A 24143-nucleotide genomic window follows, 5' to 3' on the forward strand; every position below is an offset into this window, starting at 1 on the left:
TGTCGTGATATCAGCAAGTGCGCCGTACTTTTGAAAGCAATAGACGCGTTAATTTCCATATATGAACTTTGCTCATGAAATAATCACCTGGTATCTTCTCAATAAACGCGACCTTCCCTGGCGCGAAACAAGTGATCCCTATATAATCTGGCTTTCTGAAATTATTTTGCAGCAAACGCGTGTTGAGCAAGGAATGCCTTATTTCAAAAAGTTTGCAGAACACTATCCTACAGTGGCTCATTTTGCCTCCGCTACCGAGGATGAAATTTTAAAGCACTGGCAAGGTCTGGGCTACTACTCGCGTGGGCGTAACATGCACCACACTGCGCAAATGGTGATGGAAGAACATGCCGGCTACTTTCCTAACAACTACGATCAGCTGTTAAAGCTAAAGGGCATAGGTGAATACACTGCTGCGGCCATCTCATCCTTTTCTGCGAATCAAGCCAAGGCAGTGGTTGACGGGAATGTATTCAGGCTGCTCAGCAGATATTTTGGAATAGAAACTCCGATTAATTCCGGAGCTGGCAGAAAGGAATTCACAACTCTTGCCAATAGGGTTATGGATGCAGCTCAACCAGGTATATATAACCAGGCGGCAATGGAATTTGGATCGCTGCAGTGCAAGCCAGTCAAGCCTGCCTGCTCAATTTGCCCCTTACAACCATCTTGTAATGCTTATCATTCAAATCGTGTTGATCTTTTGCCTGTAAAGATAAAAACTGCAAAGGTTCGCGATCGGTACTTTAACTTTGTCGTCGCAGTTAGAGATCAGCACGTGCTGATGCAAAAACGCGGTGCTAAAGACATTTGGGAAAATCTTTACCAACTTCCTTTATTTGAATCTAACGGAGCAATAGATCCCCGGAAATTGCTGCTTCAATCTGAATTTACAGAGTGTTTTGGGATAAACGTTAGCATTAAAAGTATTTCGACTCCAATAAAGCACTTATTAAGCCATCAGCGCCTGCATGTTCAATTTATTGAAATAGATAACTTCACCAGTCCGGACAATTTATTAAACGGCCTTTTCTATGCAAATAGCACAGATTTTAGCACACTTGCACAACCTAAAGTAATATTTGAGTTCCTCGAAAAGTTTTTCTAAATTCAGGTAGCTTATCAATGAAACGATCATGTCAGGAATTAACAAAGTTATTTTAGTGGGGCATTTGGGCAAGGATCCGGAAGTCAGGCACCTCGAAGGTGGAGTAAGTGTTGCAAGTTTTCCATTAGCTACTTCAGAAACATATAATAAGGATGGCCGTAAAATAGAGCAGACGGAATGGCATAATATAGTAATGTGGCGGGGATTGGCGGATGTTGCTTCAAAATATTTGCAGAAAGGAAAACTGGTATATATTGAAGGGAAACTTCGGACAAGGTCTTTTGAAGACAAAGAAGGCACAAAAAAATACACTACTGAAGTTGTTGCAGAAAATTTCACGATGCTGGGGCGCAAAAGTGATTTTGAAAACGGGAATGGCACACCTGCTAGCCCGGCTGCAACGAAATCCGAAGAACAACCGATGACCTATGATCGTACGAACCCTGAAACGGATGACTTACCGTTTTAGAAACGAACCCTCTTATAAAATTGAAGCCCGGTAAGTCCCGGAATTTTCAGTCTCTATTGCTTTTTCGACATATCCATGTAATCGACCGTAAGGTTGACCATCGCCTTAACTCCAAGCTTAAAGCCGCTTTCATCAATAAAGAAATCGGGCGTATGGTGTGAAGCTGTCTTCTTAGGATCGAGCCCCTTTGGCATTCCACCTAAAAATATAAATAGCCCCGGTACTTTCTCCTGAAAAAATGAAAAGTCTTCAGCTCCTGTATCAGCCGGAACTAATAACACATTTGCCGGGCTAGCAGTATGCTTAAGACTTGGTAACATTTTATTCGTTAATGCGATATCATTAAAAGTCACAGGATAACGGACACTGAACGGAATTTTCACTTCGGCGGTAGCTCCTGCACTTTCAGCCGTTTTAATAGCTACCTGTTTAACTCTTGCAATGATCAGTTTCTCATCTTCAGGACTTAAGGACCTTAGTGTCCCCATCATTTCTACTTGTTCCGGGATAATATTTGAACGGTTTCCCCCGTGAATAGACCCTACAGTAACTATCCCTGCATTCTCAGTAATATTCAGATTACGGCTTATTATGGTCTGCAGGTTGTTGATGATCTGTGCGGAGACAACAATAGGATCTACTGATGACCATGGGGAAGCGCCGTGTGCCTGACGGCCTTTTACAATGATTTGCATATCGTTAACGCTAGCCATGGTTCCCCCGGGACGGTAGGTGATCTTTCCCACTTCGGTCTGAGCGTCAATATGCAATCCGAAGATCACTTCAACCTTTGGATTCTCTAAAACCCCTTCCTTAACCATCAATTGGGCTCCACCCTCTTCACCAAAAGGCGGCCCCTCCTCAGCAGGCTGAAAAATGAATTTCACTGTCCCCTTCAAATCTTTTTTATGTTCTGAGAGAATCTGAGCAACACCCATGAGTATGGCCATATGGGAATCGTGACCGCATGCGTGCATGACATTTACTTCCTGTCCGTTAAATTGAGCCATTGCCTTAGAAGCAAAGGGCACATCGACGCGCTCCTTTACTGGCAAGCCATCCATGTCTGCCCTTAAAGCTACAACCGGCCCTGCCTGGCCACCTTTTAGAATTCCTACTACTCCGGTTTTAGCAATGCCGGTCTTTACTTCCATCCCCAATGACTTCAGATGCCTGGCGATAATCTCAGCCGTCCTCGTTTCCTGATTTCCCAGTTCTGGATGCTGGTGAAAATTACGTCGCCACTCGATGACCCTTGGCTCAACCTTATCGGCTGATAGCATAAGTTTCGTTTTTAGGCTCTCGTTTTGTGCAAAAGCCTGAATTGTAAGCAAGCTAAAACCAAATAAAAGTATTCTTTTCATACTAATCTATTTTAAAAGAAATGAGCCAATCCACCGGGTTAACAAGATTTTAAGTTGAGGTGCTGGCGGTAGTTAACTTGTTACTCATCAGGAAGATCGAATAAATGTGGTGGGCTTCATGAAGCAAAAAGAATTCTGCCCAAAGAGCAATGGAAAAGTTACCAAGCTGCGTATGCCTTCCCTTGCGTATTAACTCTCCGGAGTTTAAGCCGAGATAGAAATCCCTAAGAGTTCCGCGCATTTCCTTAAGACTTATTAGCAATTCGTGCACAGGCAGTTGAGCAGTTTTTAAAAATTCTTCGTCCTCCTCGGCTACATATGGCGAGAAAACAGCATTAAAATTGTTCATGATAGTTTGGACCCGCTCAAAAAACATTTCCTGATATCTGACAAGGTGAGCCAGTTGCTGATGAACAGTCCATTTACCCGGAAAAACTTCCTGGTTAAGCTGCTCTTTACTTAAACGGGTAACCATTCCTGCAATAAGCTCATGCTGGCTCGTTAGACGAATCCTGGTAGCTTCCGGCAATTCCATATTATAATTCTTTAAAGGGTATATCCATAAGACTGAACTTTTGCCAGTCCCTGAAATCGAAATGCCACCATTCGTTGTTCAGTACCGTGAACCCGTGATCTTCCATAATCTTAATCAGGTAATCGCGATTAGCCTTAACCCTTTTGGGCAAATCGGCAAAAGTTGAGCTTGCCTCTGGTGCAAAACTATCATAGGGGGTGGGCATCCTCAATTCTTTGCCAGTTTTAACGTAAATAAGGGTGAGATCAACTGCACAACCGCGGTTATGCCGTGAACCATTTTTAGGATTTGCAACAAAGTTTTTATCCTTGGCTATATTGTAAAACTTTACCGTAACAGAGTAAGGTCGATATGCATCAAAAATTTTCAGTCCCAGGCCTTTCTTCTGAAGTTCTCGCTGAATACTCTGTAAAGCCATCACCACCGGCAAACGTGCGAATGCCCGTGCCTCATCATACACAGCTTCCTCTGCAAAATTATTAGTGGTAGCGTATCTTATATCAAGTTTGATGTCAGGTATCAACTTCTTTATCTCGACTAGTCGATTATCACCATTTATGGTAGATTCTTTCAAATAGTCAACTCTAGTCTTTATAATTGGAAGACCATATTCATTTGAAGGCTGAGCATAAGACCTAAAATAACCTGCCAGGAGTAATAAAGAAATCAGCAACTGCTTCAAAGACATTTATCCTAACTTAAATACTATTTCAATATTAGTTTATCTGTTAGAAACTATCAGAAGATCGAGGTCTTTGTGGGGAATGTTAAACCTGTCAGCAAGATCCATATTTGTAAGGTGTCCCTGGTACAAATATATCGCATTTCGTACGCCCATGTTTTCCCACATCACGTTTATGATGCCGCCTTTTTCACCAATGTCAAGTAAAATTGGCGTGAAGATGTTAGTCAGGGCATAGGTTGCTGTTCTTGCAACCCTTGAGGCAATATTTGGAACACAATAGTGTATTACGTCGTACTGACGAAATGTAGGCTTCGTATGATTGGTAACGTGTGAAGTTTCAAAACATCCGCCCTGATCGATACTTACGTCAATAATTACAGAATTAGGCTTCATCTTACTTACGGTAGTTTCTGACACCACGCAAGGGCTGAAACCATGCTTAGCTCTTATCGCCCCTATGGCTACGTCACAGCTTCTCAAAGCCTTTTGAAGTACATTTGGCTGAATAACTGATGTAAAAAGTCTGGAACCTATATTATTTTGCAAACGCCGAAGCTTATAAACCGAGCTGTCAAAAACTTTAACCTCAGCTCCCAGAGCAATGGAAGTACGGGCAGCATACTCACCAACAGTACCAGCACCCAATATTACAATTTCTGTTGGGGGAACACCGGTTATTCCTCCCAGCATAAGACCTTTTCCCTCAAAAACATTGCTGAGATACTCCGCTGCTATTAAGACAGACGTAGCTCCAACAATCTCGCTCATAGCCCGCACTACACTTAAAATATTTCCCTCATCGCGCAGGTACTCGAAGGATAAAGCAGTCACTTTCTTTTTCATCAAAGAATGAAGGAACTCTGACTTCATACTTGACATCTGTAAAGCTGATAACAATACCTGTCCCGTTTTCATCATTGCTATCTCATTCGCAGTTGGCGGGGCAATTTTGATGATAATGTCAGTCTGGAAGATTTCCTTCTTATCATAGACGATTTTTGCACCCTGCTCACTGTACTCCCTATCACTGAAATTTGCGGCAACGCCAGCACCGGATTCTACCAGTACGTTGTGCCCGTTATTAACCAACAAAGCCACTGATAAGGGTGTCAAGGGTATTCGATTCTCCTGGAAAGAAGTTTCTTTTGGAATGCTTATATTGAGACTATTTTTTTTGGTTCTAGTTTCCAGCATTGCCTCCTGAGGCTGCATTAAAGCCTGCTTCGCAATGTCAGATAGTTCACTCATCATGGGTCACTTAAGTTTGTTGAAATTACAATTTTTTAGAGAGAACGTAATTTTTTAAACCGACTATTTAACAACAGCGGCGGTAATTTGTCTATCCTGCTCGTTGGAGACCAATATTTTAACTTTTACGAATTCTTGCGGCCAAAGATTAACTATTTTTTCTGGCCATTCTATCAGGCAGTAATTGCCATTATAAAAGTATTCTTCATACCCCATATCCAGAGCTTCTGTTTCATTCTTTAATCTATAGAAATCGAAATGATATAATTGCCCATCAGGAAACCGGTATTCATTAATAATGGAGTATGATGGGCTTGAAACAGTGTCAGTAACCCCCAGCTCTTTACATATAGCTTTTATAAAAGTGGTCTTACCGGCACCCATTTCACCAAAAAATAAAAAGATTCGGCTTGAGGGAAAATTACTTAAAAGATTAGCGGCAGCTTCTGATAATTCAGACAAACCTTTCACTTCAATATCCATGTCTGCAAATATAATATCAACCGATCATAGCCAATTTACTTTGGACTGTAGACTGCATATGGTACAATCATTTCTTCCAAAGAGATACCGCCATGCTGAAAAGTCGCGTTAAAATAATTCACAAACTGATTGTAGTTATTGGGGTAAACGAAATAACTATCTTCTTTGGCGAAAATAAAGCTAGAGCTGATATGCAGTTTCGGTAACATTGCATCATGCGGGTTTTTAATATGAAAAACATCTTTAGCATTAAAGTTCAAATTCTTTCCTTGCTTGTACCGTAAGTTGGTGTTTGTGTTCCTGTCTCCAATTACTTTACTGGGATGCTTAACGCTGATGGTTCCATGATCAGTTGTTATAATTAGCTTGATATTTTTTTGGGAAAGCTTCTTAAGCGCATCAAGCAGTGGTGAGTGTTCAAACCAGGACAACGTAAGAGACCGGTAGGCTGCCTCATTGTTTGCCAGCTCACGTATCATGGCCATATCTGTTCTCGCGTGCGACAGCATGTCGACAAAATTATAGACAATGACATTGAGATCATTCCCCATTAGATTATTAATATTTTCGGTGATGTCTTTACCCTGTTCAAAAGTAAGCACCTTGTGATAAGAGTATTTGCAATCCTTCCTGACAACACGCTGAATCTGATCAGCAAGAAAATCTTCTTCAAAAAGATTCTTCCCACCTTCATCCTCATCATTCTGCCATTTGCCCGGAAAGCGCTTTTCCATATCAAGCGGCATCAGCCCCGAGAAAATAGCGTTTCTGGCATATTGTGTCGCTGTAGGTAAAATACTATAGTAAGTATCCTCTTCATCAACACGGTAATACTCGCTCAATATCGAGTTGATCATCTTCCATTGATCGTATCTCAGGTTATCTATCAGAACAAAAAACGTTGGCTTATTACTTTCCAATGCAGGAAACACCTTCTTTTTGAGAAGCTGGTTCGAAGTAATAGGACCTGATTCCGGGTTTTTAATCCAGTCGAGATAGTTTTTTTCAATAAATTTCGAAAACTGCACGTTGGCTTCTGACTTTTGCATAGTCAGAATTTCCCTCATACCCGCGTCTTCCAACTTTTCGAGAGAAAGTTCCCAGAAGACTAATTTTTTATATATATCCGACCACTCCGAAAAGCTCAGATTTTCATTCATGGTCACACCCAGATTTCTAAAATCTTGCTGGTAAGCCATGGACGTTTTTTCACTTACCAGACGCTTGTTGTCAATCAACTTCTTAATTGTCAACAGAATTTGGCGGGGATTAACTGGCTTAATGAGGTAATCATCGATTTTGAAACCAATTGCATCCTCCATTAAGTATTCCTCCTCGTTCTTAGTTATCAAAACGATAGGAATATCAGGATTTATGCTTTTTATCTTTCCAAGGGTTTCTAGCCCGGTGAGGCCTGGCATATTTTCATCAAGGAAAACAAGATCAAAAATTTCAGTTTTAAACAGCTCCAATGCATCGCTGCCGTTTGTAACCGTTCTAATCTTATACCCCTTTTCATTCAAAAATAAAATATGAGGTTTTAAAAGGTCAATCTCATCATCGGCCCATAATATATTGGTTTCTTGCATGCTAGTGTATTGTTACTGTATCTTAGAGAATTCCTTATCAAACGAGACAGGCGTCAGTGTGTTGTTTCAGTCATTTTTAGCAAACTGTTACAATTCTGCCTTTAAAAAGTTTAATGTATCATTAAAATTAACAATTTTTGTGCCTTAGCCCTCCGTATTGAACAAGAAAAAAATTATTAACGATCCGGTTTATGGATTTATCACTATACCTTCAGATCTGATCTTTGATTTGATCCAACATCCGTATATGCAACGGATGCGCTACATTAAACAACTAGGTATGACGCACCTGGTCTATCCAGGTGCTTTACATACGCGATTTCATCATGCTATCGGTGCGATGCACTTAATGGGCCTGGCGGTAGAAACCATCCGGAGTAAAGGCCACGAAATCACAGCAGAGGAAGAAGAAGCCGTCATTATTGCAATCCTTCTGCATGATATTGGCCATGGCCCTTTTTCCCACGCGTTAGAACATACTATTGTCGAGGGTATATCCCACGAGCACATATCCACTCTTCTCATCAATAATCTTAACAGGCAATTTGATGGCAGGCTAAATATAGCGTTAGAAATCTTCAACAAGCGATATCCCAAAGCTTTTTTACACCAACTTGTGTCTGGCCAGCTCGATATTGACCGCCTGGATTACCTTAACCGGGATAGTTTTTTTACCGGGGTATCAGAAGGAGTAATCAGCTTTGATCGCATAATTAAAATGCTTGATGTTTCTGATGATCAGCTAGTGGTTGAAGAGAAGGGGATTTATTCAATCGAGAAATTCTTAATTGCGAGGCGTTTGATGTACTGGCAGGTTTATTTGCATAAAACTGTAATTGCCGCGGAGCAAATGCTTGTAAAAATTCTCGAAAGGGCTAAAGAATTGGCAGGCAACGGCAGAGTTTTATTTGCGACTCCCTGTCTCGCCCACTTTCTGAACAACTCAATAACTGCTGAAGATTTCAAGTCAGATCCAATTCATCTTGAAAGGTTTTCAAAGCTGGATGATCATGACATTTTTTCTTCAATTAAGGTTTGGGCTAGTGATGAAGATCTGATCTTAAGCACCCTTTGCAAACACCTGATCGCGCGAAATTTATACCAGGTAGAGATTAGTAATGATCCTCCAGACTTTGAAAAGATAGATAGTCTCGTAGAAGAGAGTCTTTTCAGTTTTGATATAGATGAGGATGACGCTTCATACTTTGTGTTTACAGATACGATCAAAAATAATGCGTATAGTGTAGGTGACGGAAATATAAATCTTTTAATGAAGGATGGGAGTATACAGGAAATTACCCGTGCATCAGACAATTCAAACCTGGAAGCTTTAGCAAAAACTGTAAAAAAATATATCCTTTGTTACTTAAAAGAGCTGAAACATATTGATCAAAAATGATTCTAATAGCTAATAAGGACAAAATTTGTTCGTTAACTTATAACACCTAAATTTGCCGCATGCAATTAACTGCACATCAGATTGCGCTTTTGTTGAATGGAACTGTAGAAGGAAACCCCGATGTGTCAGTTAATCAACTGGCTAAAATTGAGGAAGCTCTGCCGGGTTCACTGTCATTTTTGGCCAATCCCAAATACGAACAATTCCTTTATCAGACTCAGGCATCTATCGTTATCTTAAACGATGACTTCGAAATTACTCAGCCGTTAGATCTCACTTTAATACGTGTGAAGGATGCTTACAGCGCTTTTTCCATCTTACTTGAAAAGTACAACACCATAAAACTTAATAAAGTCGGAATAGAAGAACCTTCATTTATTCATCCCAGTGCTAAACTTGGCGAGGATGTTTATATAGGGGCTTTTGCTTACGTCGGCATCGACGCAGTTATCGGAAACAACTCAAGGATATATCCGCAGACTTATGTCGGCGACAATGTTAAGATCGGCAATGACTGTACACTCTTCTCCGGTGTCAAAATCTACGCTGATTGCGAGCTTCATAACCGGATCATAATTCATTCTAATACGGTTATAGGTAGTGATGGATTTGGATTTGCGCCTCAGAATGACGGCAGCTATTCAAAGATTAGTCAGATTGGTAACGTTATTATTGAAGATGATGTCGAGATTGGCTCAAACACCTCGATTGATCGGGCGACAATGGGCTCCACAATAATTCGCAAAGGTGTAAAACTCGATAACCTACTGCAACTAGCGCATAATGTTGAGATCGGGAAAAATACGGTGATAGCCTCGCAAACCGGAATTTCAGGAAGCACTAAAGTTGGTGAAAACTGTATCATCGGCGGCCAGGTGGGCATCGTAGGTCATATTTCTATCGCTAAGGGGTCTCAAATCCAAGCCAAATCAGGTATTGGCAGATCAATTGACGATGAAGATAAAAAATGGGCTGGAGCACCAGCTATGAGTTTTGTCAATAATATGAGAGCGCAGGTCGTTTACCAGCGCTTGCCGGAACTCGAAAGAACTATTGAAGAGTTGAAGGCGAAGATAAATGCAATAACGAAAGAGGAAAATCAGTAATTGCCCTTTCCAAGACAAATCATGAACGTAAAGCAAAGAACAATCAAATCCGAAGTTGCAGTATCAGGTGTGGGATTGCATACCGGGCAACCGGTGACTATGACCTTTAAGCCGGCTCCTGTTAATCATGGCTATAAATTTAAACGCGTCGATTTACCTGACAGTCCTGTCGTAGACGCAGATGTTGATAATGTTACTGATACTTCCAGGGGTACAACAATTACTCAAAACGGAGCAAGTGTGAGCACTGTAGAGCATGTTCTTGCCGGATTGGTTGGCTTAGAGGTCGACAATGTGATGATGGAGCTTACAGGTCCCGAGATACCTATCATGGATGGCAGTGCGCTTATGTTTTTAGAAGCTCTGGAGGCAGTGGGCTTTAAGGAACAGGAGGCTGATCGCGATTACTACGACATACCCTACAATATTCATTATTCAGAGCCCGATCGCAAGGTGGAAATGGTAGCCATGCCTTTGGATGATTACCGCTTTACCTGCATGATTGATTATAATTCGCCAGTCCTTGGTAGCCAGCATGCAGCAATTACAACCATTTCAGAATTTAAGAGAGAGATAGCTTCTTGCCGTACCTTTTGCTTTTTGCACGAGCTTGAAATGCTCTTAGAAAACAATTTGATAAAAGGTGGCGATCTTAACAATGCTATTGTAGTTGTCGACAAACAGGTTAGCCCGGAAGAGTTAAAACACCTGGCGGTTTTATTTAATCGCGACGATATTGATGTAGCCAAAGAAGGAATTCTTAACAATATTCAGCTACGCCATCAAAATGAGCCCGCACGTCACAAATTACTCGATATGATTGGAGACCTGGCCCTTGTCGGTGTTCCTTTGCGCGGGCATATTATGGCAGCCAGACCTGGCCATGCTGCAAATATCGCTTTTGCTAAAAAGATAAAAGCGCAGATAAAGAAAGAGAAAAGTAAAAAGCACGTTCAACAATACAATCCGAATTCAGCGCCTGTTTATGATACTGTTGAGGTAATGAATATTCTGCCTCACCGACCTCCTATGCTGATGATTGATAAGATTATTGAGCTGAGTAAGAGTCATGTAGTAGGCGTCAAAAATGTGACCATGAACGAACCTTTCTTCGTCGGACATTTTCCTGATGCACCGGTAATGCCGGGGGTTCTTCAAATTGAAGCAATGGCTCAGACCGGTGGAATTCTGGTGTTAAATACTGTACCCGATCCTGAGAATTACCTGACTTATCTTCTGAAAATTGAGAATGCGCGTTTTAAGGATAAGGTTTTGCCCGGCGATACTATTATTTTCCGTTGCGATCTGATGGCACCTATCAGACGGGGAATTGCACAAATGCGAGGTGTGGGAATGGTTGGCAACAAAATTGTCGTTGAAGCGGAACTTATGGCGCTTATATCCAGAGTAGAAGATAAAGAAGCATGATCCAACCCTTAGCATATATACATCCGCAGGCAATTATTGCTGATAATGTCGTTATCGAACCTTTTGTTACCATTCATAAGGATGTAGTTATTGGCGAAGGCACCTGGATCGGGTCAACCGTAACGATAATGGACGGAGCTAGAATCGGAAAGAACTGCCGTATTTTTCCGGGAGCAGTTATTTCGGCTCCTCCGCAGGATCTTAAATACAAGGGCGAGGCCACTACGGTAACTATTGGCGACAATACAATTGTTCGCGAATGTGTGACTCTTAACCGCGGAACTGCCCTTGATAAAAACACGACAACTATTGGCCAAAATTGCCTTCTAATGGCTTATGTGCATATTGCTCACGATTGTGTGATTGGCAATAATGTAATCATTGCCAATTCGGTGCAACTGGCGGGACATATTGAAGTGCAGGATTTCGCCTTTATTGGCGGTGCTTCAGCAGTTCATCAATTTGTTTCTATAGGAGCGCATTCCATCATATCAGGTGGCTCCCTGGTACGCAAGGATGTCCCTCCTTACACCAAAGCAGGCCGGGAACCTTTATCATATGTTGGAATTAATTCGGTTGGCCTTCGCCGACGCGGATTCACATCTGAACAGATAAATGAGATACAGGATATCTATCGGACAATCTTTTTAAAGAAGCTGAATATCAGCAAGGCTCTCGATATTATTGAAACAGAACGCCAGCCAACAGAAATTCGCGACGAGATACTCGATTTTATCCGCAATTCTAACCGGGGTGTTATGAAAGGTTTTGGCAATGCCTAACCTGACGGTAACGTCACCTGGTTTTAAGCAGCCATGAAGATAACCCTTGAAAACATAGGCCGTCGTTTCAATCGCGAATGGATCTTTAATGGAGTAAATTATGACTTTGTTTCCGGTAGCAGCTATGCTGTTTTAGGGGCAAACGGGTCTGGGAAATCAACTCTACTTCAGGTTGTTGCTGGCAGCCTTACTCCTTCAGAAGGCAGTATAAGATATGAACATCAAGGTAAACACATTGATGTTGAAAACATTTACCAGCATCTAAGTCTGGCCAGCCCATACCTGGAATTGATTGAAGAATTCACTTTACAGGAGGTAATAGAGTTTCATTTTAGTTTCAAGAAGTTTATACCCGGAACAAACTCCAACGGCGTAGTAGAATTATTAGGCTTCCAGCGCGCGCGTAATAAGCCGGTGAGAAATTTCTCTTCCGGAATGAAACAACGTGTTAAATTAGCACTTGCAGTATGCTCTGATAGCCCGATACTATTACTTGATGAACCCACCGCAAACCTGGATAAACAGGGAATTGAATGGTATACCGAATTAATTAGACATTATACATCTAACCGCCTGGTTATTGTTTGCTCTAACCAGGAGCACGAGTATTATTTTTGTGATCATCACTTACAAGTCATGGATTTTAAAGACTTTAGCAGCGTCAATAAAATCGTCTAAAAGCGATTCTAGGGTCGTGTAAAAGCGCTATTTTTAATGGCTAATAAATAATTTAATTAGCTATAGTTTTAATACATAAAGAATCTATCTTTGCGGCTCGAAAGACACCCTGTTTAGACAGACATCTTCAGAAATAAATTATATGGCGAAAGCATCAGAAGTTAAAAACGGAAATATCCTGCGTTTCAGCGGCGACTTGGTGGTAGTAGAGGAATTCATTCATCGTACACCCGGTAAAGGCGGTGCATTCTATATAGGCAAATTACGCAATATCAAGACAGGTAAAACTGTGGAAGCCCGTTTAGGGACTGATGAACAGGTGGAAATCTGTAGAGTAGAAACCAATGATTATCAGTACCTATATGAGGACGGTGATTATTATGTGGTGATGGATAACACCACTTACGAACAATTCAACATTCCTAAATCTTTATTTGGCGAGTCAGCCCGTTTCCTTAAAGAAGGAATGAATGTAATTATCTCTATGGAAAGTGAAGAGCCTATCATGGCTCAGACACCTTCGTTTGTAGAATTAGAAGTTACTTATACAGAACCCGCTGTTAAAGGCGACACCTCAACAAATGCTTTGAAAAGTGCTACTGTTGGTTCTGATGTGGAAATAAAGGTTCCAATGTTTGTAAATCAAGGTGATAAAGTAAAAATTGATACCCGCACAGGGAGTTATGTAGAGCGTGTTAAATAACGTTTAAAATATTTAAGATTAGGTTTAGGTTTAGGTTGATTAAGCGGTTTCAAAGAAATTTGAAGCCGTTTTTTATTATTCGTTGAAGCAGATTTCTCAGTTTAAAAAGTTTATTACATTAGTGTCGTGAACAAAGCAAGCATCCGCAAAACTTATCTGCAAAGACGCAAAAATCTGAGTCGCTCTCAATACTGGTTTTTAAATAGTAAGATCGTCGATCAAATAGCGTCTATTAATTGGAGCCAGTTTAAAGTTGTTCACTTATTTTTACCAATCAGCGAAAACAAGGAAATCGATACTTTTTCTATACTGGAATACTTCAAAGAACACGAACCCAACCTGCAGGTGGTTATTCCAAGAACAGATTTCGAAAAAACAGAAATGGAAAATATCCTTTTCGACCCCGATTACACGATTTTAGGACGCAATAAATATGGAATTCCCGAACCTATTCATGGTCGTGTTATTGCCGCCCATCACATTGATGCAGTAATTATGCCGTTGCTGGCCTTTGACGTCGACGGTAACCGCGTTGGATATGGCAAAGGATTCTATGACCGTTTTTTAGACGGTTGTCGGCCCGACACCAGGAAAATAGGCTTGTCATTTTTTGAGCCGGTTGAGCGGGTAGAGGATATTAATGAATTTGATAAACGGCTTGATGCCTGCATTACTCCCGAACGCATCTGGGAATTTGCTTAATTACAACTGGGCTTTCATAAAATCGCTGGCTATATAAGCAATCAGCTTTCCTGTTTGATTACTCTCCAGACCATTATCCAGACGATGCGCGCCTTCAGCAATATGCAAATAAAAAAACTGTCGTATAGTTGTTTGAGCAATAATATCCCGTATCTCCTCTGCCCTAAAACCGCATGGAGACATTGCGCTTGACAAAAAACCGGCAATGCTGTCAACGTCAATTTCCAGCCCGCACAATCCATCTGTAAAATTCATCGCGTCCTGAAATGCCCGGCTATAATTTGTTATCTCCCGTAAAAAGTCTTCCATAAACACGTACTGGAAATGCTTGGGCTGAGCCTTAAATTCATCAATGATCGTCTGAGAATTATAATTCTCGTGCAAGCCGATCACAGAATATTTATTTAGATAGCCTTCTTTAAAAGCATAACTGAAACCATTTCCACTGTGTCGACCTTCCAACGGCCGGAAGTCAGTATGAGCATCCAGGTTTATAGTATTCACCGGCGTATTAAACGATTTAGAAAATCCCTTAAGGATCGGGTAGCTATTATTATGACCGCCTCCAATTACAATAGGAATTTTTCCAGCACCATAGATCACCCGTACAACTGCCTCAACTTCATCGTCAATTTCGCTTACAAGCTGTCGAAGATTCTTTAAGTCCCCTGTTTCCCATGGACTTAATAATTTTGCTTTCTCCAGCTTCTCTGCAAAATCAATATGACCTAAAACGGTTATTTCATCACCACGAAGCTTCTTAGTGCTTTGGATGTTTAATAATGATTTTAAAGCCTGATCCCATACCGTTCGTGCACCCCCAATACCGAAATTCGCTTTTATGCCAATGTCCTCAGGAAGCCCCAGTAAAACAAACTTACTGCTCGAAAGCGAGAGTGAATTCAAATTGGTAACGGTTTGTACTTTTTCACCCAGTTTGATTTCACCTGAACGAGTATCGGTGACTGCACTAATATCATCTGCGGTGTAAAGTTTAACTGTTTCCATTAGCAGACCTTTCCGTTAATATATACGCTTTCAATATGATTAGAACCAAAACTATATGGCAAATATGCCACTGAAGGAGCCGGTTTGGTGATGAAGAAATTTGCCACTTTTCCACGGGTAATACTACCATAGGATTCAATCAATTCCATCGCCGCAGCACCATTAAGAGTAGCAGCATTAATAGCTTCTTCAGGCTGCATCTTTAAACGCATACATGCCAGAGAAACCACCAGGTTCATATTCCCGGAAGGAGTAGAGCCTGGGTTAAAATCCGATGCGATGGCTACAGGAATATCTTGCTCAATCATCGAACGCGCCTCAGCAAAGGGGATACCTAGAAATAGTGAACACGACGGAAGCAAGGTAGCGATGGTATTACTGCTTTTTAAACTTTTGAGAGCGTTTTCATTTATCACTTCCAAATGGTCTACAGATAAAGCATTATGTTCAACGCCAATTTCTACCGCTCCCATTGCAGATAATTGGTTCGCATGAATCTTAGCTTTTAACCCGTTACTAGCTCCTGCTTCAAGTATACGTGCTGTTTCTGCAACCGAAAAGAATCCCTCTTCACAAAATACATCGATATAATCAGCAAGACCTTCACCTGCTATTATTGGAATTAGTTCTTTGATCAGAATGTCTATATAACCCTCATGGTTTGACTTAAATTCTGCTGGGAAAGCATGTGCGCCAAGAAACGTTGCTTTAACAGGAATATCAGAAGTCTCTTTTAGTCTGCGGATCACCCGTAACATCTTCAGTTCGCTTGCAACGGTTAAACCGTACCCGCTCTTAATTTCAATGGCACCCGTCCCGAAGGCCATCACCTCTTTTAAACGCTGTTGTGCGCTTTCAACTAACGCATCTTCGGTGGCCTCCTGAACCTTCCTGGCAGAGTTTAGAATTCCTCCCCCGGCTTTCGCGATCTCTTCATATGATTGACCCTTAATCTTCATCACAAATTCTTTTTCACGGCTTGCAGCAAAGACCAGATGGGTATGCGAGTCGCACCAGGCAGGAAGAATGAACTTCCCTTCCGCTGAGATTTGAGAGTGGAGAGTGGAGATCTGAGAAGGCAGGCTCGCCATCTCGCCAAAATCTTTGATGAGTCCATCTTCAATTAATAACCACGCATCATTTATCTGGGGTAAAAATGACATCGCATGCCCTTTAAGGACTTTAACATCCGAAGCGTGCGTGCCAATTAAGCCTTTTATATCAGTGATCAACAAGGTAGACATGACCGAAGATACATGAAATTCTAAAGTTGTTGAATTAGATGATCATTCAGTTGCATTGATGCTAGCAGTCATCTTACACTCAGAAAACTGCCAGTTGACTGCAAATACCATATAGCTGATAGCTGAATCGCAGCTTAGAAAGCTAGCTCCAGCAGAACGGGACAATGATCAGAGTGCCTTGCTTCTGGCAGAATAGCCGACCGCTTAATGTTTTCACGTAAGTCCTCAGTAACCATATTGTAATCGATGCGCCAGCCCAGGTTCCTGTTCCGGGCACCCGACCTGTAACTCCACCACGTATAGTTGTGCGGTTCCTGGTTAAAGTGGCGGAAAGAATCGATAAAGCCGGTACCAATGAAGTTTTCCATCCATTCCCGTTCAGCTGGCAAAAAACCGGATGAGTTAGCATTAGATTTAGGATTATGGATATCAATAGACTGGTGACAAATATTATAATCTCCTGAGATTACTAATCTCGGGTAGTCAAGCTTTAGCCGATCAACATACATTTGGAAGTCATCCAAAAACTTATATTTGAATAATTGCCGTACATCACCGCTTGAGCCGGAAGGAAAATAAGTACTCATCACCGAGCATTCATCAAAATCAGCACGGATCACCCGGCCTTCCCGGTCGTAATCTTCAATCCCGCAGCCATACTCTATATGCTTTGGGGTGTGCTTTGTAAAAAGAGCTGTACCGCTGTACCCCTTTTTTTCAGCGGGATTCCAATAGTGCTGATATCCCATCTTTTCAAGCAGTACAATATCAGCAAACTGGTCAGGTGTACATTTTATTTCTTGCAAACAAACCACATCGGCGTCGGTGGCTTGCAACCAGGCTAACCAATTTTTATTTATTGCTGCCCGGATGCCGTTAACATTATAAGTAATGATTTTCATAGAAGGTATAAAAACATTGGTCGAGACTTACCTCTTAATTCGTCCTCTAACAGATTATTTTGATTTTAACACTTTCAATGCGGCAATCGCATTTTCGTTTTTGGGATTCAATTTGAAAGCTTGTTCATAGTTTTTAACAGCCTGCGCTTTGTCACCAATTTCAGCGTAAATCTCTCCTAAGCTGTCGTAAGCATTTCCACTGTTCGGATAAAGAGAAACATTCAGTTTAAAGATTTCTAAGGCATCAGTCGGTCTGTTTTGCTTCAGAAGTACATAGCCCCAGTCATTTACTTCGCCTTCTGTCAACCCAAAACCCTTACTTGATTTTGCGAGGCTTTTTGTCTGCTGAATCGCGCTCTTATATCCCAACTTCTCCAGCTTTGTTCTGAGCAATTTTACAGCTGGGGAAAGCCCGAAACCATTCGATTCCTTCATATCCGGAATATAAAATCCCGCCAGTTCATCCATAAAAGAATCAGGAAAGGCTCCCGCCAGATTTGTTAATAATATGATCGAAAGATTATCCTCAGGGTATACGAAAATTGCCGACCTATTGCCACCAACAGCTGCAGCAGCAGGATGTTCAGCCCTACGGGCGATTGGCCAGCCTGCCGCATAACCATTTAACAGCCTGCTAAATCCAACGGTTTTTCCGTTATTCAAAACCGCAGAAGTCCACAGCGCGGTAAGGCTGACTCCCTTTTTCAGAAGCTCTTTCTTTTGCAAAGCAATAACCCAGTCGGCAACTTCCTTTGCAGTCCCGTGCATTCCCGCAGCAGTTTGCAAAGAAGGCGGAAGTGAAAAGTACATATTTATTAACTTTCCTTTTTTACTGCGATAGGCACCTGCCGATCGTGTGATAACATCGCCGGAACCGCCAAAACCTGCCTTAATCGTATTAGGCATGCCCACAACTTTCAACTGCTCCTTAGTAATAAATTCGGCGAACGGCATTCCGCTGAGCTTGTCAATAATACGGCCCAGTAACAAGTAATTTGTTTGATTGTATCTGAACATTTCCCCCGGCTTAAAATCCATTGGCAGATTCAGAACTTTCTTCCATGATGCCTCTTCCCCTTCCGGAGATATCAAGTTCGTTTCTTCATCAACAATATCAGGTAAACCGGAAGTATGAGATAACAATTGCCGGGTAGTCACACTTCGCCATGCGGCCGGCAAATCATTTAGATAAGTTGAAATTGGTATTGACAGGTTTAATTTGTCTGCCTCCACCAGCTGCATGATAGCAACGCCAACAAACGCCTTTGTTATAGAGTTCAGTGTGAACACCGTATTTGTCTTCACCGGTATTGAATCCTGCACATTCGCCAATCCGTAATTTGCGAGCTTCACAATTACCCCATTTCTTACTACAGCTAATTGAGCACCGGGAATATTACCACTCTGCATCTTACCCTTGAGAAATGTGTCAATGCCGTCGTCCTGAGCATATCCGTAGCAGCATAAAAAAACACCGGCGATTAAAAGGATTGATCTCTTAAAAAACATTTTCGTGGTTAGGCAACCATTTATGGTAGTGATAGTCATTGTTCGCTGATCTAATGAATGGTGATTAGATACAACACGCTATCGCTTGTTACAGGAATGGAATCAAGACTAATGTGATAAAAACTTAAAGAACATTGCCTCTAAGACCGAGTGCTTTCTCAAGCTTGCGAGCTTCACGCTTCTTCAAAATGCTGACTTCCATTTTTACATCTTCTTCGGGACGATCCCCTGGCGCCGTCTTAACCGCAGCGATCGCATCGATCATTTCTATGCCTTTTACTACTTCTCCAAACACCGTATAATTTTGGTCCAGATGGGGCGTTCCACCGATAGTTTTATAAACTTCCCTTTGTGAAGCAGGGATCTGACGGCCCTGCATCCTGGTTTGTTGAAGCTGATTAAGTGCATCATCAGTCCATATCTTGCCATGTACAATGTAAAACTGGCTTGCGCTGGATGCTTTCTCCGGATTATTATCACGCGCAGCAGCCAATACACCTTTTTTGTGAAACAGACTATCACGAAATTCTGCGTCAACACGATAACCTAAATCGCCTTCTCCTAAAGCCTGGCCGGCCTTAGCTGTTTTAGAATCGGGATCACCCCCCTGAATCATAAACTCTTTGATGACCCGGTGAAACAAGGTCCCATTATAAAATCCCTCTTTTGCCAGCTTCAAAAAGTTGTCATGGTGCTTCGGGGTCTGGTTATATAACATGATGATACATTCTCCCTTAACGCTTTTTACCCTTACATAGTCGTGTTTAGGCTTAGCGGCAAACGAAGCGATGGATACAAAAAGTAACAAAAAACTAAGAATGTGTTTCATGGATTATTCAGATAATAATTGGTAGTTCGAGATTGACTAACATCGAAAATACAAGATTTATATGATTAAAAGCAACAGGGATTCGATTACAGATTTTCAAAATAAGTAACCATCAGAGACTTTAGAACCATTTCCTGCTCGAGCAGTGTATAGGCCGGGATCGGCTTCACCAATTTCCAGTGCGGCCACCCATCCTGATCAAGGCCTTCAAGTTCGTAGAAACCAAGCTCGCTGAATAACCGGCAATTGGCAATATGCATTAACTCCTCCTTTTGCCTCTTGCTGAATTTCCGGGGTCCTTGTCCAAGTTCCTGCACACCAATTAAGAATAAAAGTACCTTTAAATCCGGTTTTTCATTATCAAAATCAGTAGCGATCCGCTCCTGCAATGCTCTAAACTTTATGTTGATTTCCGCTGGGGTCATTCGGCAAAGTTAGAAAAAGGACAATCCAAAATACCGGAATCTGTAACCGCATTGTCAGATTAAATTAATCGCAAGAAATCTTCTTCAGATAGTTCTTAATTGATCCAGTCAGTATTTTGTTTACCTCCTAATCGTTCGTAAAAACGCATCCCATCTTCGTTCCATGGAGCTACTGTCCATTTGATAGAAATACAACCATAGTTCCTTGCTTCTTCTGAGATCGCCTTCATAAGTTGTTCTCCTATTTTAAAACCCCGGAACTTTTCGTCAACATATAACTCTTTAATGTACTTCGAAGGGCGGTTTGTTGCTGTGTAGGCCAAAAAATAATAAACGATCATTCCCGCAACCTCTCCCTCTGCTTCTGCAATAAAGCTATAAAAGTCGGGAGGCGATTTCAGGAAACCCTTTCAAGCACCACCGCCGGCGTGATATTGAAAATATCGATATAACTTTCACAAATTGCTAATTTATGCATCAAGTCCCAAAGACCGGAAATATCCTCTTCTCCCGGCTTTCTGATAATCACTTCCATTCTAATGATTTAATTAGCCAGATAAGGAACATCCCACAACTGTTGTTTCAGCCCGCCGTAGTTTTCATTCGTTAAAAAAACCTGTCCATCGCCTTTGAAACATACAGCCTCCAGCTGACCTGTTTCATTAACGGCGCCGAGGCTGAAATGACGGGTGGCCGATTTCGATAGACCACCAGCGTTGAAAGCTTTAAATTCCCAAAGCAATCGCAGTCCGAAACCTAAATAACCAACCATGATCAAAGTGTTATTATTCGAATTAATCGCTGCACCGGTAACCTGACCGTTTGTTTTATAGTTTTCAATAAACTGAGCGGTAGTACTCCCCGGCTCGGGTGAAATGGTGAAATGATTAGTTACATAAAGGTCTTTTGTAAAAAGATGTAAGGAGCCATTATAACTTATTAAAGCTTCAGCGTCATAGTTCGTCTTTTTACCTTCTACTTCCGGATAAGTAAAGCGAATGACTTCACTCTGCACATCGCCGCTGTTAACAATCTTCGAAACTTTCGATTTTTCCAGACGATATATCTGTTTCTCATCCCTAACTGATGAGTTATCACCAATGTCAGCGATATAAATATAACTATCGTCCTGCGTTAACTCCTCCCAATCAACATTTTTAGCGTTGGTAATAATGATCTCGGTAACTACCAATCCAGATTTTGAATCAATTCTATAAAGAATATTTTCGTTTCCGCTATCATTAATAGTCCAGAAGGCATTGTCAAAATATATAAGCCCGGAGGTTTCCACAACTTTCTCGTCCAGTGTAACCAATGCTCGCGGCTTTATAGCAGTTAAGCCCGGTTCCAGATCACCCTGTGATTTCGTTCCCGGGGATTTCTTACACTGAACATTGAAACCGTAAGAAAAGATGATTAGCAAGATCAAAAGTATCCGCATAGCCTTTGTTTATGTGTACTTATAAAGATAGTACTCCGAAAATAGATATTTAGAAATTTATATTTGTACATGCAAAATCCAATTGTGACGGGCCTGATGGCCTATGGAATGTCGGGAAAAGTATTTCACGCGCCTTTTCTGCACACTCACCCTGGTTTCCAGTTACAGACTGTGCTGGAGAGGAACAACAAATTAGCCGCGAAAGATTATCCCCAAATACGGAGTTACAATACAGCTGAAGAGATATTTAACGATCCGGCCATTGAACTCCTGGTAATTAATACGCCCAATAATACCCACTTCGAATTCGGAAAAAAAGCATTGTTAGCGGGCAAACATGTTTTAATCGAAAAGCCGGCTGCCACCTCGGCTGAAGAGGTCCGAGAACTATTTGAACTTGGAAGATCTCAGGGTAAAAAGGTGATGATCTATCAGAATCGCCGCTTTTCAAGCGATTTCCTGGCCACCAAGCAAGTTATCGAGAGCGGCAAATTGGGACAGCTTATAGAGGTGCATCTACGATTTGACCGTTACCGTGAATCCATCGGACCGAAAACATTCAAAGAAACCCCGGTGCCAGGAAGTGGCATCTTGTACGACCTCGGCTCACACCTGATTGACCAGGCCATCAGCCTTTTCGGAAATCCAGAACACTTCCATAAGACTTTAGGAAAATACCGCCCGGGCAGCCAGGTTGATGATTATGGCCATCTGCATCTACAATATCCTGATTATCTAAATGTATTCATCACCGTTAGCTTGCTGGCAGCAGATCCGCAGCCCGGAATTGTGATCCATGGAACTAAAGGCTCCTTTATTAAATCTTTTTGCGATATGCAGGAAGATCAGCTCCTGGGCGGAATGATGCCCGGGGATGTTGGCTTTGGAAAAGAACCTGCGGGAAAGGAAGGAAAACTGACCGTTGTTGATGACAAGGGTGAAAAAATCAGCACCCTGATTCCATCGCAGGAGGGAAAATATATGAACCTGTTTGATTCGGTCTATCAAACAATCCGGCATGACCGGCCTTACCCGGTTAAGGAAAATGAAATTTTAATGCAACTGGAATTACTGGAAATGCCTGCTCAGTAGAAACTGGACAATTCTGGGATTTAAATCAAAGTCAACGCAGAATTAGCACTATAAAAAATTTCCCTAATCCAAAAGCTATTTCATTCTGATATAGACACTTTTCGATTCGGTCTAATTCAAGACTGGTTCGTGACCTGTTCGACCATCCTAAGATCAAAAGCTATTTAATCTTAGGATGGTCGAACATGGTATTAGTCAGGGTATCGGATAAGTAGCACAAAACTTAAGAAGCTTCTGATACTGCACTCCATTCTTCACTTCGTCAAAAACTTTGCTTTCGATACTTTGCCGATTCGCAGATCCCCCTGCAGCACCAGCCTGCAGAACACATTTGCATAAGTTTCAAAGTCTTCATTATCTGAGGGGATCAACAGCCAGTCACCGGCGTTCTCACCAAACATTTCAATTTTTTGAAGAACTGGAATTAGTTCTTTTAAACTTTCATGGTTTTCAGACGGAGAAGCAATCCAGATTCCGTTATCATTAGAGTAGCTGTCCTTTTCGCGGAGGATACAAATGATCTTATTACCGATGTAAACGCCGTGAGCTCCGAAAATGGCTTTTACCTGCGGATTCCGGCTATATAACTCTTCGACTACAAAATCGAAAGCAATTTTTTGAGGCACTTTCATTTAATAAGTTTTGACCTTTCCGACCCTAAGGAACAAAGGAAATATTACTTCTTGACTCCAAGTTTGTCCCCAGCCGTCCCGAAGCTCTGCAGTGATCTTATCGACCGGGTTTTCATTATTGTCGCGGATATAATGCTGAACGGCCGACCAGCTGTTTAGATAACCTATTAGATGATCAATGGTCCAGGAAACGCGGATAAAAAATTCAGGTGCAACCACTTCATTAAAAGGAAAAGGGATAGTTTGGTAGTGATCCTCTACTAATCTTCGTTCCGCATCCCAGTATTGATCGCCGAGCGTATCAGCATACAGATGTTGTATCACGTGATCTATTTCATCGTTAATCGTCAGGAGGCTGTAACACCAGGCCGCAATAACAGAACCTGGTTTACAAACACGATAGACCTCTTTATAGAAAGCGTCAAAATTAAACCAATGTATAGCTTGCGCGACTGTCACAAGGTCAATGCTAGCCGGAGCAATATCTACCTTCTCAGCGGCAGCAAGCTGGTACTTGATGTTGAACTTTTTAACAGCATGATCGAGTTGCTTCTGACTTATATCTGTAGCATCTACCTGGTTAAAATAATTAGATAATACCCCCGCAACCTGTCCGTTTCCGCATCCGCAGTCCCATGCTCTGTTTCTTTCCGGAACTAAAGACAGCAAATAATCATACAGCTCAACGGGATAAACCGGCCGGAAGGCAGCATAAACAGCAGCGTGGTTAGAAAAATTATCTTTCATGATAACTCAGTAATCCGTGATCATTAATAATATTC

General features: G+C 41.6%; 27 protein-coding genes. 10 read left to right on the forward strand and 17 right to left on the reverse strand.

The genetic code is table 11. The features are described 5' to 3' along the window. The first annotated feature begins 61 nt into the window (after positions 1–61). A complete protein-coding gene (gene mutY, locus AC1MCB_RS15365) occupies positions 62–1108 on the forward strand; it encodes an A/G-specific adenine glycosylase (RefSeq protein ID WP_479965592.1) in 1047 nt (348 codons plus the stop codon). 28 nt (positions 1109–1136) lie between these two features. Then, positions 1137–1577, forward strand: coding sequence for a single-stranded DNA-binding protein (locus tag AC1MCB_RS15370; protein ID WP_479965593.1), 441 nt, complete (start codon positions 1137–1139; stop codon positions 1575–1577). A gap of 53 nt (positions 1578–1630) precedes the next feature. On the opposite strand, the gene AC1MCB_RS15375 is transcribed toward AC1MCB_RS15370, so the two are convergent. The 6 genes from AC1MCB_RS15375 to porX form a co-directional block, all read right to left on the reverse strand. Further along, a complete protein-coding gene (locus AC1MCB_RS15375) occupies positions 1631–2941 on the reverse strand; it encodes an amidohydrolase (protein WP_479965594.1) in 1311 nt (436 codons plus the stop codon). A 49-nt stretch (positions 2942–2990) separates the two neighbouring features. Next, complete coding sequence (locus AC1MCB_RS15380; protein ID WP_479965595.1) at positions 2991–3476, reverse strand: DinB family protein; 486 nt, start codon at positions 3474–3476, stop codon at positions 2991–2993. 1 nt (position 3477) lies between these two features. Continuing rightward, complete coding sequence (locus tag AC1MCB_RS15385; RefSeq protein WP_479965596.1) at positions 3478–4164, reverse strand: M15 family metallopeptidase; 687 nt, start codon at positions 4162–4164, stop codon at positions 3478–3480. A gap of 33 nt (positions 4165–4197) precedes the next feature. Continuing rightward, the gene (locus tag AC1MCB_RS15390) at positions 4198–5409 is read right to left on the reverse strand and encodes an alanine dehydrogenase (RefSeq protein ID WP_479968749.1); all 1212 of its coding nucleotides are present in this window, start codon (positions 5407–5409) and stop codon (positions 4198–4200) included. Positions 5410–5472: 63 nt separating this feature from the next. After that, complete coding sequence (tsaE, locus tag AC1MCB_RS15395; protein WP_479965597.1) at positions 5473–5892, reverse strand: tRNA (adenosine(37)-N6)-threonylcarbamoyltransferase complex ATPase subunit type 1 TsaE; 420 nt, start codon at positions 5890–5892, stop codon at positions 5473–5475. Positions 5893–5927: 35 nt separating this feature from the next. Further along, positions 5928–7481 carry a T9SS response regulator signal transducer PorX gene (gene porX, locus AC1MCB_RS15400; protein ID WP_479965598.1) on the reverse strand — a complete coding sequence of 518 codons (1554 nt, stop codon included), beginning with the start codon at positions 7479–7481 and terminating at the stop codon, positions 5928–5930. Between the two features lie 157 nt (positions 7482–7638). Between porX and AC1MCB_RS15405 the strand changes: the two genes are divergently transcribed. From AC1MCB_RS15405 to AC1MCB_RS15435, 7 genes are all read left to right on the forward strand, one after another. After that, positions 7639–8880 carry an HD domain-containing protein gene (locus tag AC1MCB_RS15405; protein ID WP_479965599.1) on the forward strand — a complete coding sequence of 414 codons (1242 nt, stop codon included), beginning with the start codon at positions 7639–7641 and terminating at the stop codon, positions 8878–8880. Positions 8881–8939: 59 nt separating this feature from the next. Beyond that, positions 8940–9986 (forward strand): UDP-3-O-(3-hydroxymyristoyl)glucosamine N-acyltransferase, encoded by a 1047-nt coding sequence (lpxD, locus tag AC1MCB_RS15410; protein WP_479965600.1) that lies wholly within the window; start codon positions 8940–8942, stop codon positions 9984–9986. Positions 9987–10007: 21 nt separating this feature from the next. Next, the gene (locus AC1MCB_RS15415) at positions 10008–11414 is read left to right on the forward strand and encodes a bifunctional UDP-3-O-[3-hydroxymyristoyl] N-acetylglucosamine deacetylase/3-hydroxyacyl-ACP dehydratase (RefSeq protein ID WP_479965601.1); all 1407 of its coding nucleotides are present in this window, start codon (positions 10008–10010) and stop codon (positions 11412–11414) included. Further along, positions 11411–12196 carry an acyl-ACP--UDP-N-acetylglucosamine O-acyltransferase gene (gene lpxA / locus AC1MCB_RS15420; RefSeq protein WP_479965602.1) on the forward strand — a complete coding sequence of 262 codons (786 nt, stop codon included), beginning with the start codon at positions 11411–11413 and terminating at the stop codon, positions 12194–12196. The genes AC1MCB_RS15415 and lpxA overlap by 4 nt, the downstream gene beginning before the upstream one ends. A gap of 33 nt (positions 12197–12229) precedes the next feature. Further along, on the forward strand, positions 12230–12874 hold the full coding sequence (locus AC1MCB_RS15425; protein WP_479965603.1) for an ABC transporter ATP-binding protein: 645 nt from the start codon (positions 12230–12232) through the stop codon (positions 12872–12874). A 142-nt stretch (positions 12875–13016) separates the two neighbouring features. After that, positions 13017–13577 carry an elongation factor P gene (efp, locus tag AC1MCB_RS15430; protein ID WP_479965604.1) on the forward strand — a complete coding sequence of 187 codons (561 nt, stop codon included), beginning with the start codon at positions 13017–13019 and terminating at the stop codon, positions 13575–13577. A gap of 126 nt (positions 13578–13703) precedes the next feature. Beyond that, positions 13704–14279, forward strand: coding sequence for a 5-formyltetrahydrofolate cyclo-ligase (locus tag AC1MCB_RS15435; RefSeq protein ID WP_479965605.1), 576 nt, complete (start codon positions 13704–13706; stop codon positions 14277–14279). Here AC1MCB_RS15435 and AC1MCB_RS15440 read toward each other — a convergent pair whose 3' ends face one another. The 9 genes from AC1MCB_RS15440 to AC1MCB_RS15480 form a co-directional block, all read right to left on the reverse strand. After that, a complete protein-coding gene (locus AC1MCB_RS15440; RefSeq protein ID WP_479965606.1) occupies positions 14280–15287 on the reverse strand; it encodes a formimidoylglutamase in 1008 nt (335 codons plus the stop codon). Beyond that, positions 15287–16531 carry an imidazolonepropionase gene (gene hutI, locus AC1MCB_RS15445; RefSeq protein ID WP_479965607.1) on the reverse strand — a complete coding sequence of 415 codons (1245 nt, stop codon included), beginning with the start codon at positions 16529–16531 and terminating at the stop codon, positions 15287–15289. The genes AC1MCB_RS15440 and hutI overlap by 1 nt, the downstream gene beginning before the upstream one ends. Before the next feature lie 134 nt (positions 16532–16665). Then, a complete protein-coding gene (locus AC1MCB_RS15450; RefSeq protein WP_479965608.1) occupies positions 16666–17433 on the reverse strand; it encodes an exodeoxyribonuclease III in 768 nt (255 codons plus the stop codon). A 54-nt stretch (positions 17434–17487) separates the two neighbouring features. Then, positions 17488–18942: a serine hydrolase gene (locus AC1MCB_RS15455; RefSeq protein ID WP_479965609.1), complete on the reverse strand. Its 1455-nt coding sequence runs from the start codon at positions 18940–18942 to the stop codon at positions 17488–17490. Positions 18943–19066: 124 nt separating this feature from the next. After that, on the reverse strand, positions 19067–19771 hold the full coding sequence (locus AC1MCB_RS15460) for a peptidylprolyl isomerase (RefSeq protein ID WP_479965610.1): 705 nt from the start codon (positions 19769–19771) through the stop codon (positions 19067–19069). Between the two features lie 86 nt (positions 19772–19857). Next, a complete protein-coding gene (locus AC1MCB_RS15465; protein WP_479965611.1) occupies positions 19858–20196 on the reverse strand; it encodes a hypothetical protein in 339 nt (112 codons plus the stop codon). A 95-nt stretch (positions 20197–20291) separates the two neighbouring features. Next, positions 20292–20537, reverse strand: a complete 246-nt coding sequence (locus AC1MCB_RS15470; RefSeq protein WP_479965612.1) for a GNAT family N-acetyltransferase — start codon at positions 20535–20537, stop codon at positions 20292–20294. Between the two features lie 56 nt (positions 20538–20593). Beyond that, positions 20594–20731, reverse strand: coding sequence for a hypothetical protein (locus AC1MCB_RS15475; protein ID WP_479965613.1), 138 nt, complete (start codon positions 20729–20731; stop codon positions 20594–20596). A gap of 9 nt (positions 20732–20740) precedes the next feature. Then, positions 20741–21637: a hypothetical protein gene (locus tag AC1MCB_RS15480; protein ID WP_479965614.1), complete on the reverse strand. Its 897-nt coding sequence runs from the start codon at positions 21635–21637 to the stop codon at positions 20741–20743. A gap of 69 nt (positions 21638–21706) precedes the next feature. Here AC1MCB_RS15480 and AC1MCB_RS15485 point away from each other — a divergent pair, with 69 nt between their 5' ends. Continuing rightward, a complete protein-coding gene (locus tag AC1MCB_RS15485; protein WP_479965615.1) occupies positions 21707–22729 on the forward strand; it encodes a Gfo/Idh/MocA family protein in 1023 nt (340 codons plus the stop codon). A gap of 254 nt (positions 22730–22983) precedes the next feature. Here AC1MCB_RS15485 and AC1MCB_RS15490 read toward each other — a convergent pair whose 3' ends face one another. Both AC1MCB_RS15490 and AC1MCB_RS15495 read right to left on the reverse strand, forming a co-directional pair. Beyond that, the gene (locus AC1MCB_RS15490) at positions 22984–23361 is read right to left on the reverse strand and encodes a hypothetical protein (RefSeq protein WP_479965616.1); all 378 of its coding nucleotides are present in this window, start codon (positions 23359–23361) and stop codon (positions 22984–22986) included. Continuing rightward, positions 23362–24108, reverse strand: a complete 747-nt coding sequence (locus AC1MCB_RS15495) for a class I SAM-dependent methyltransferase (protein ID WP_479965617.1) — start codon at positions 24106–24108, stop codon at positions 23362–23364. Positions 24109–24143 lie beyond the last annotated feature (35 nt).

It is taken from the genome of Daejeonella sp. AP26 (genome assembly GCF_056680515.1).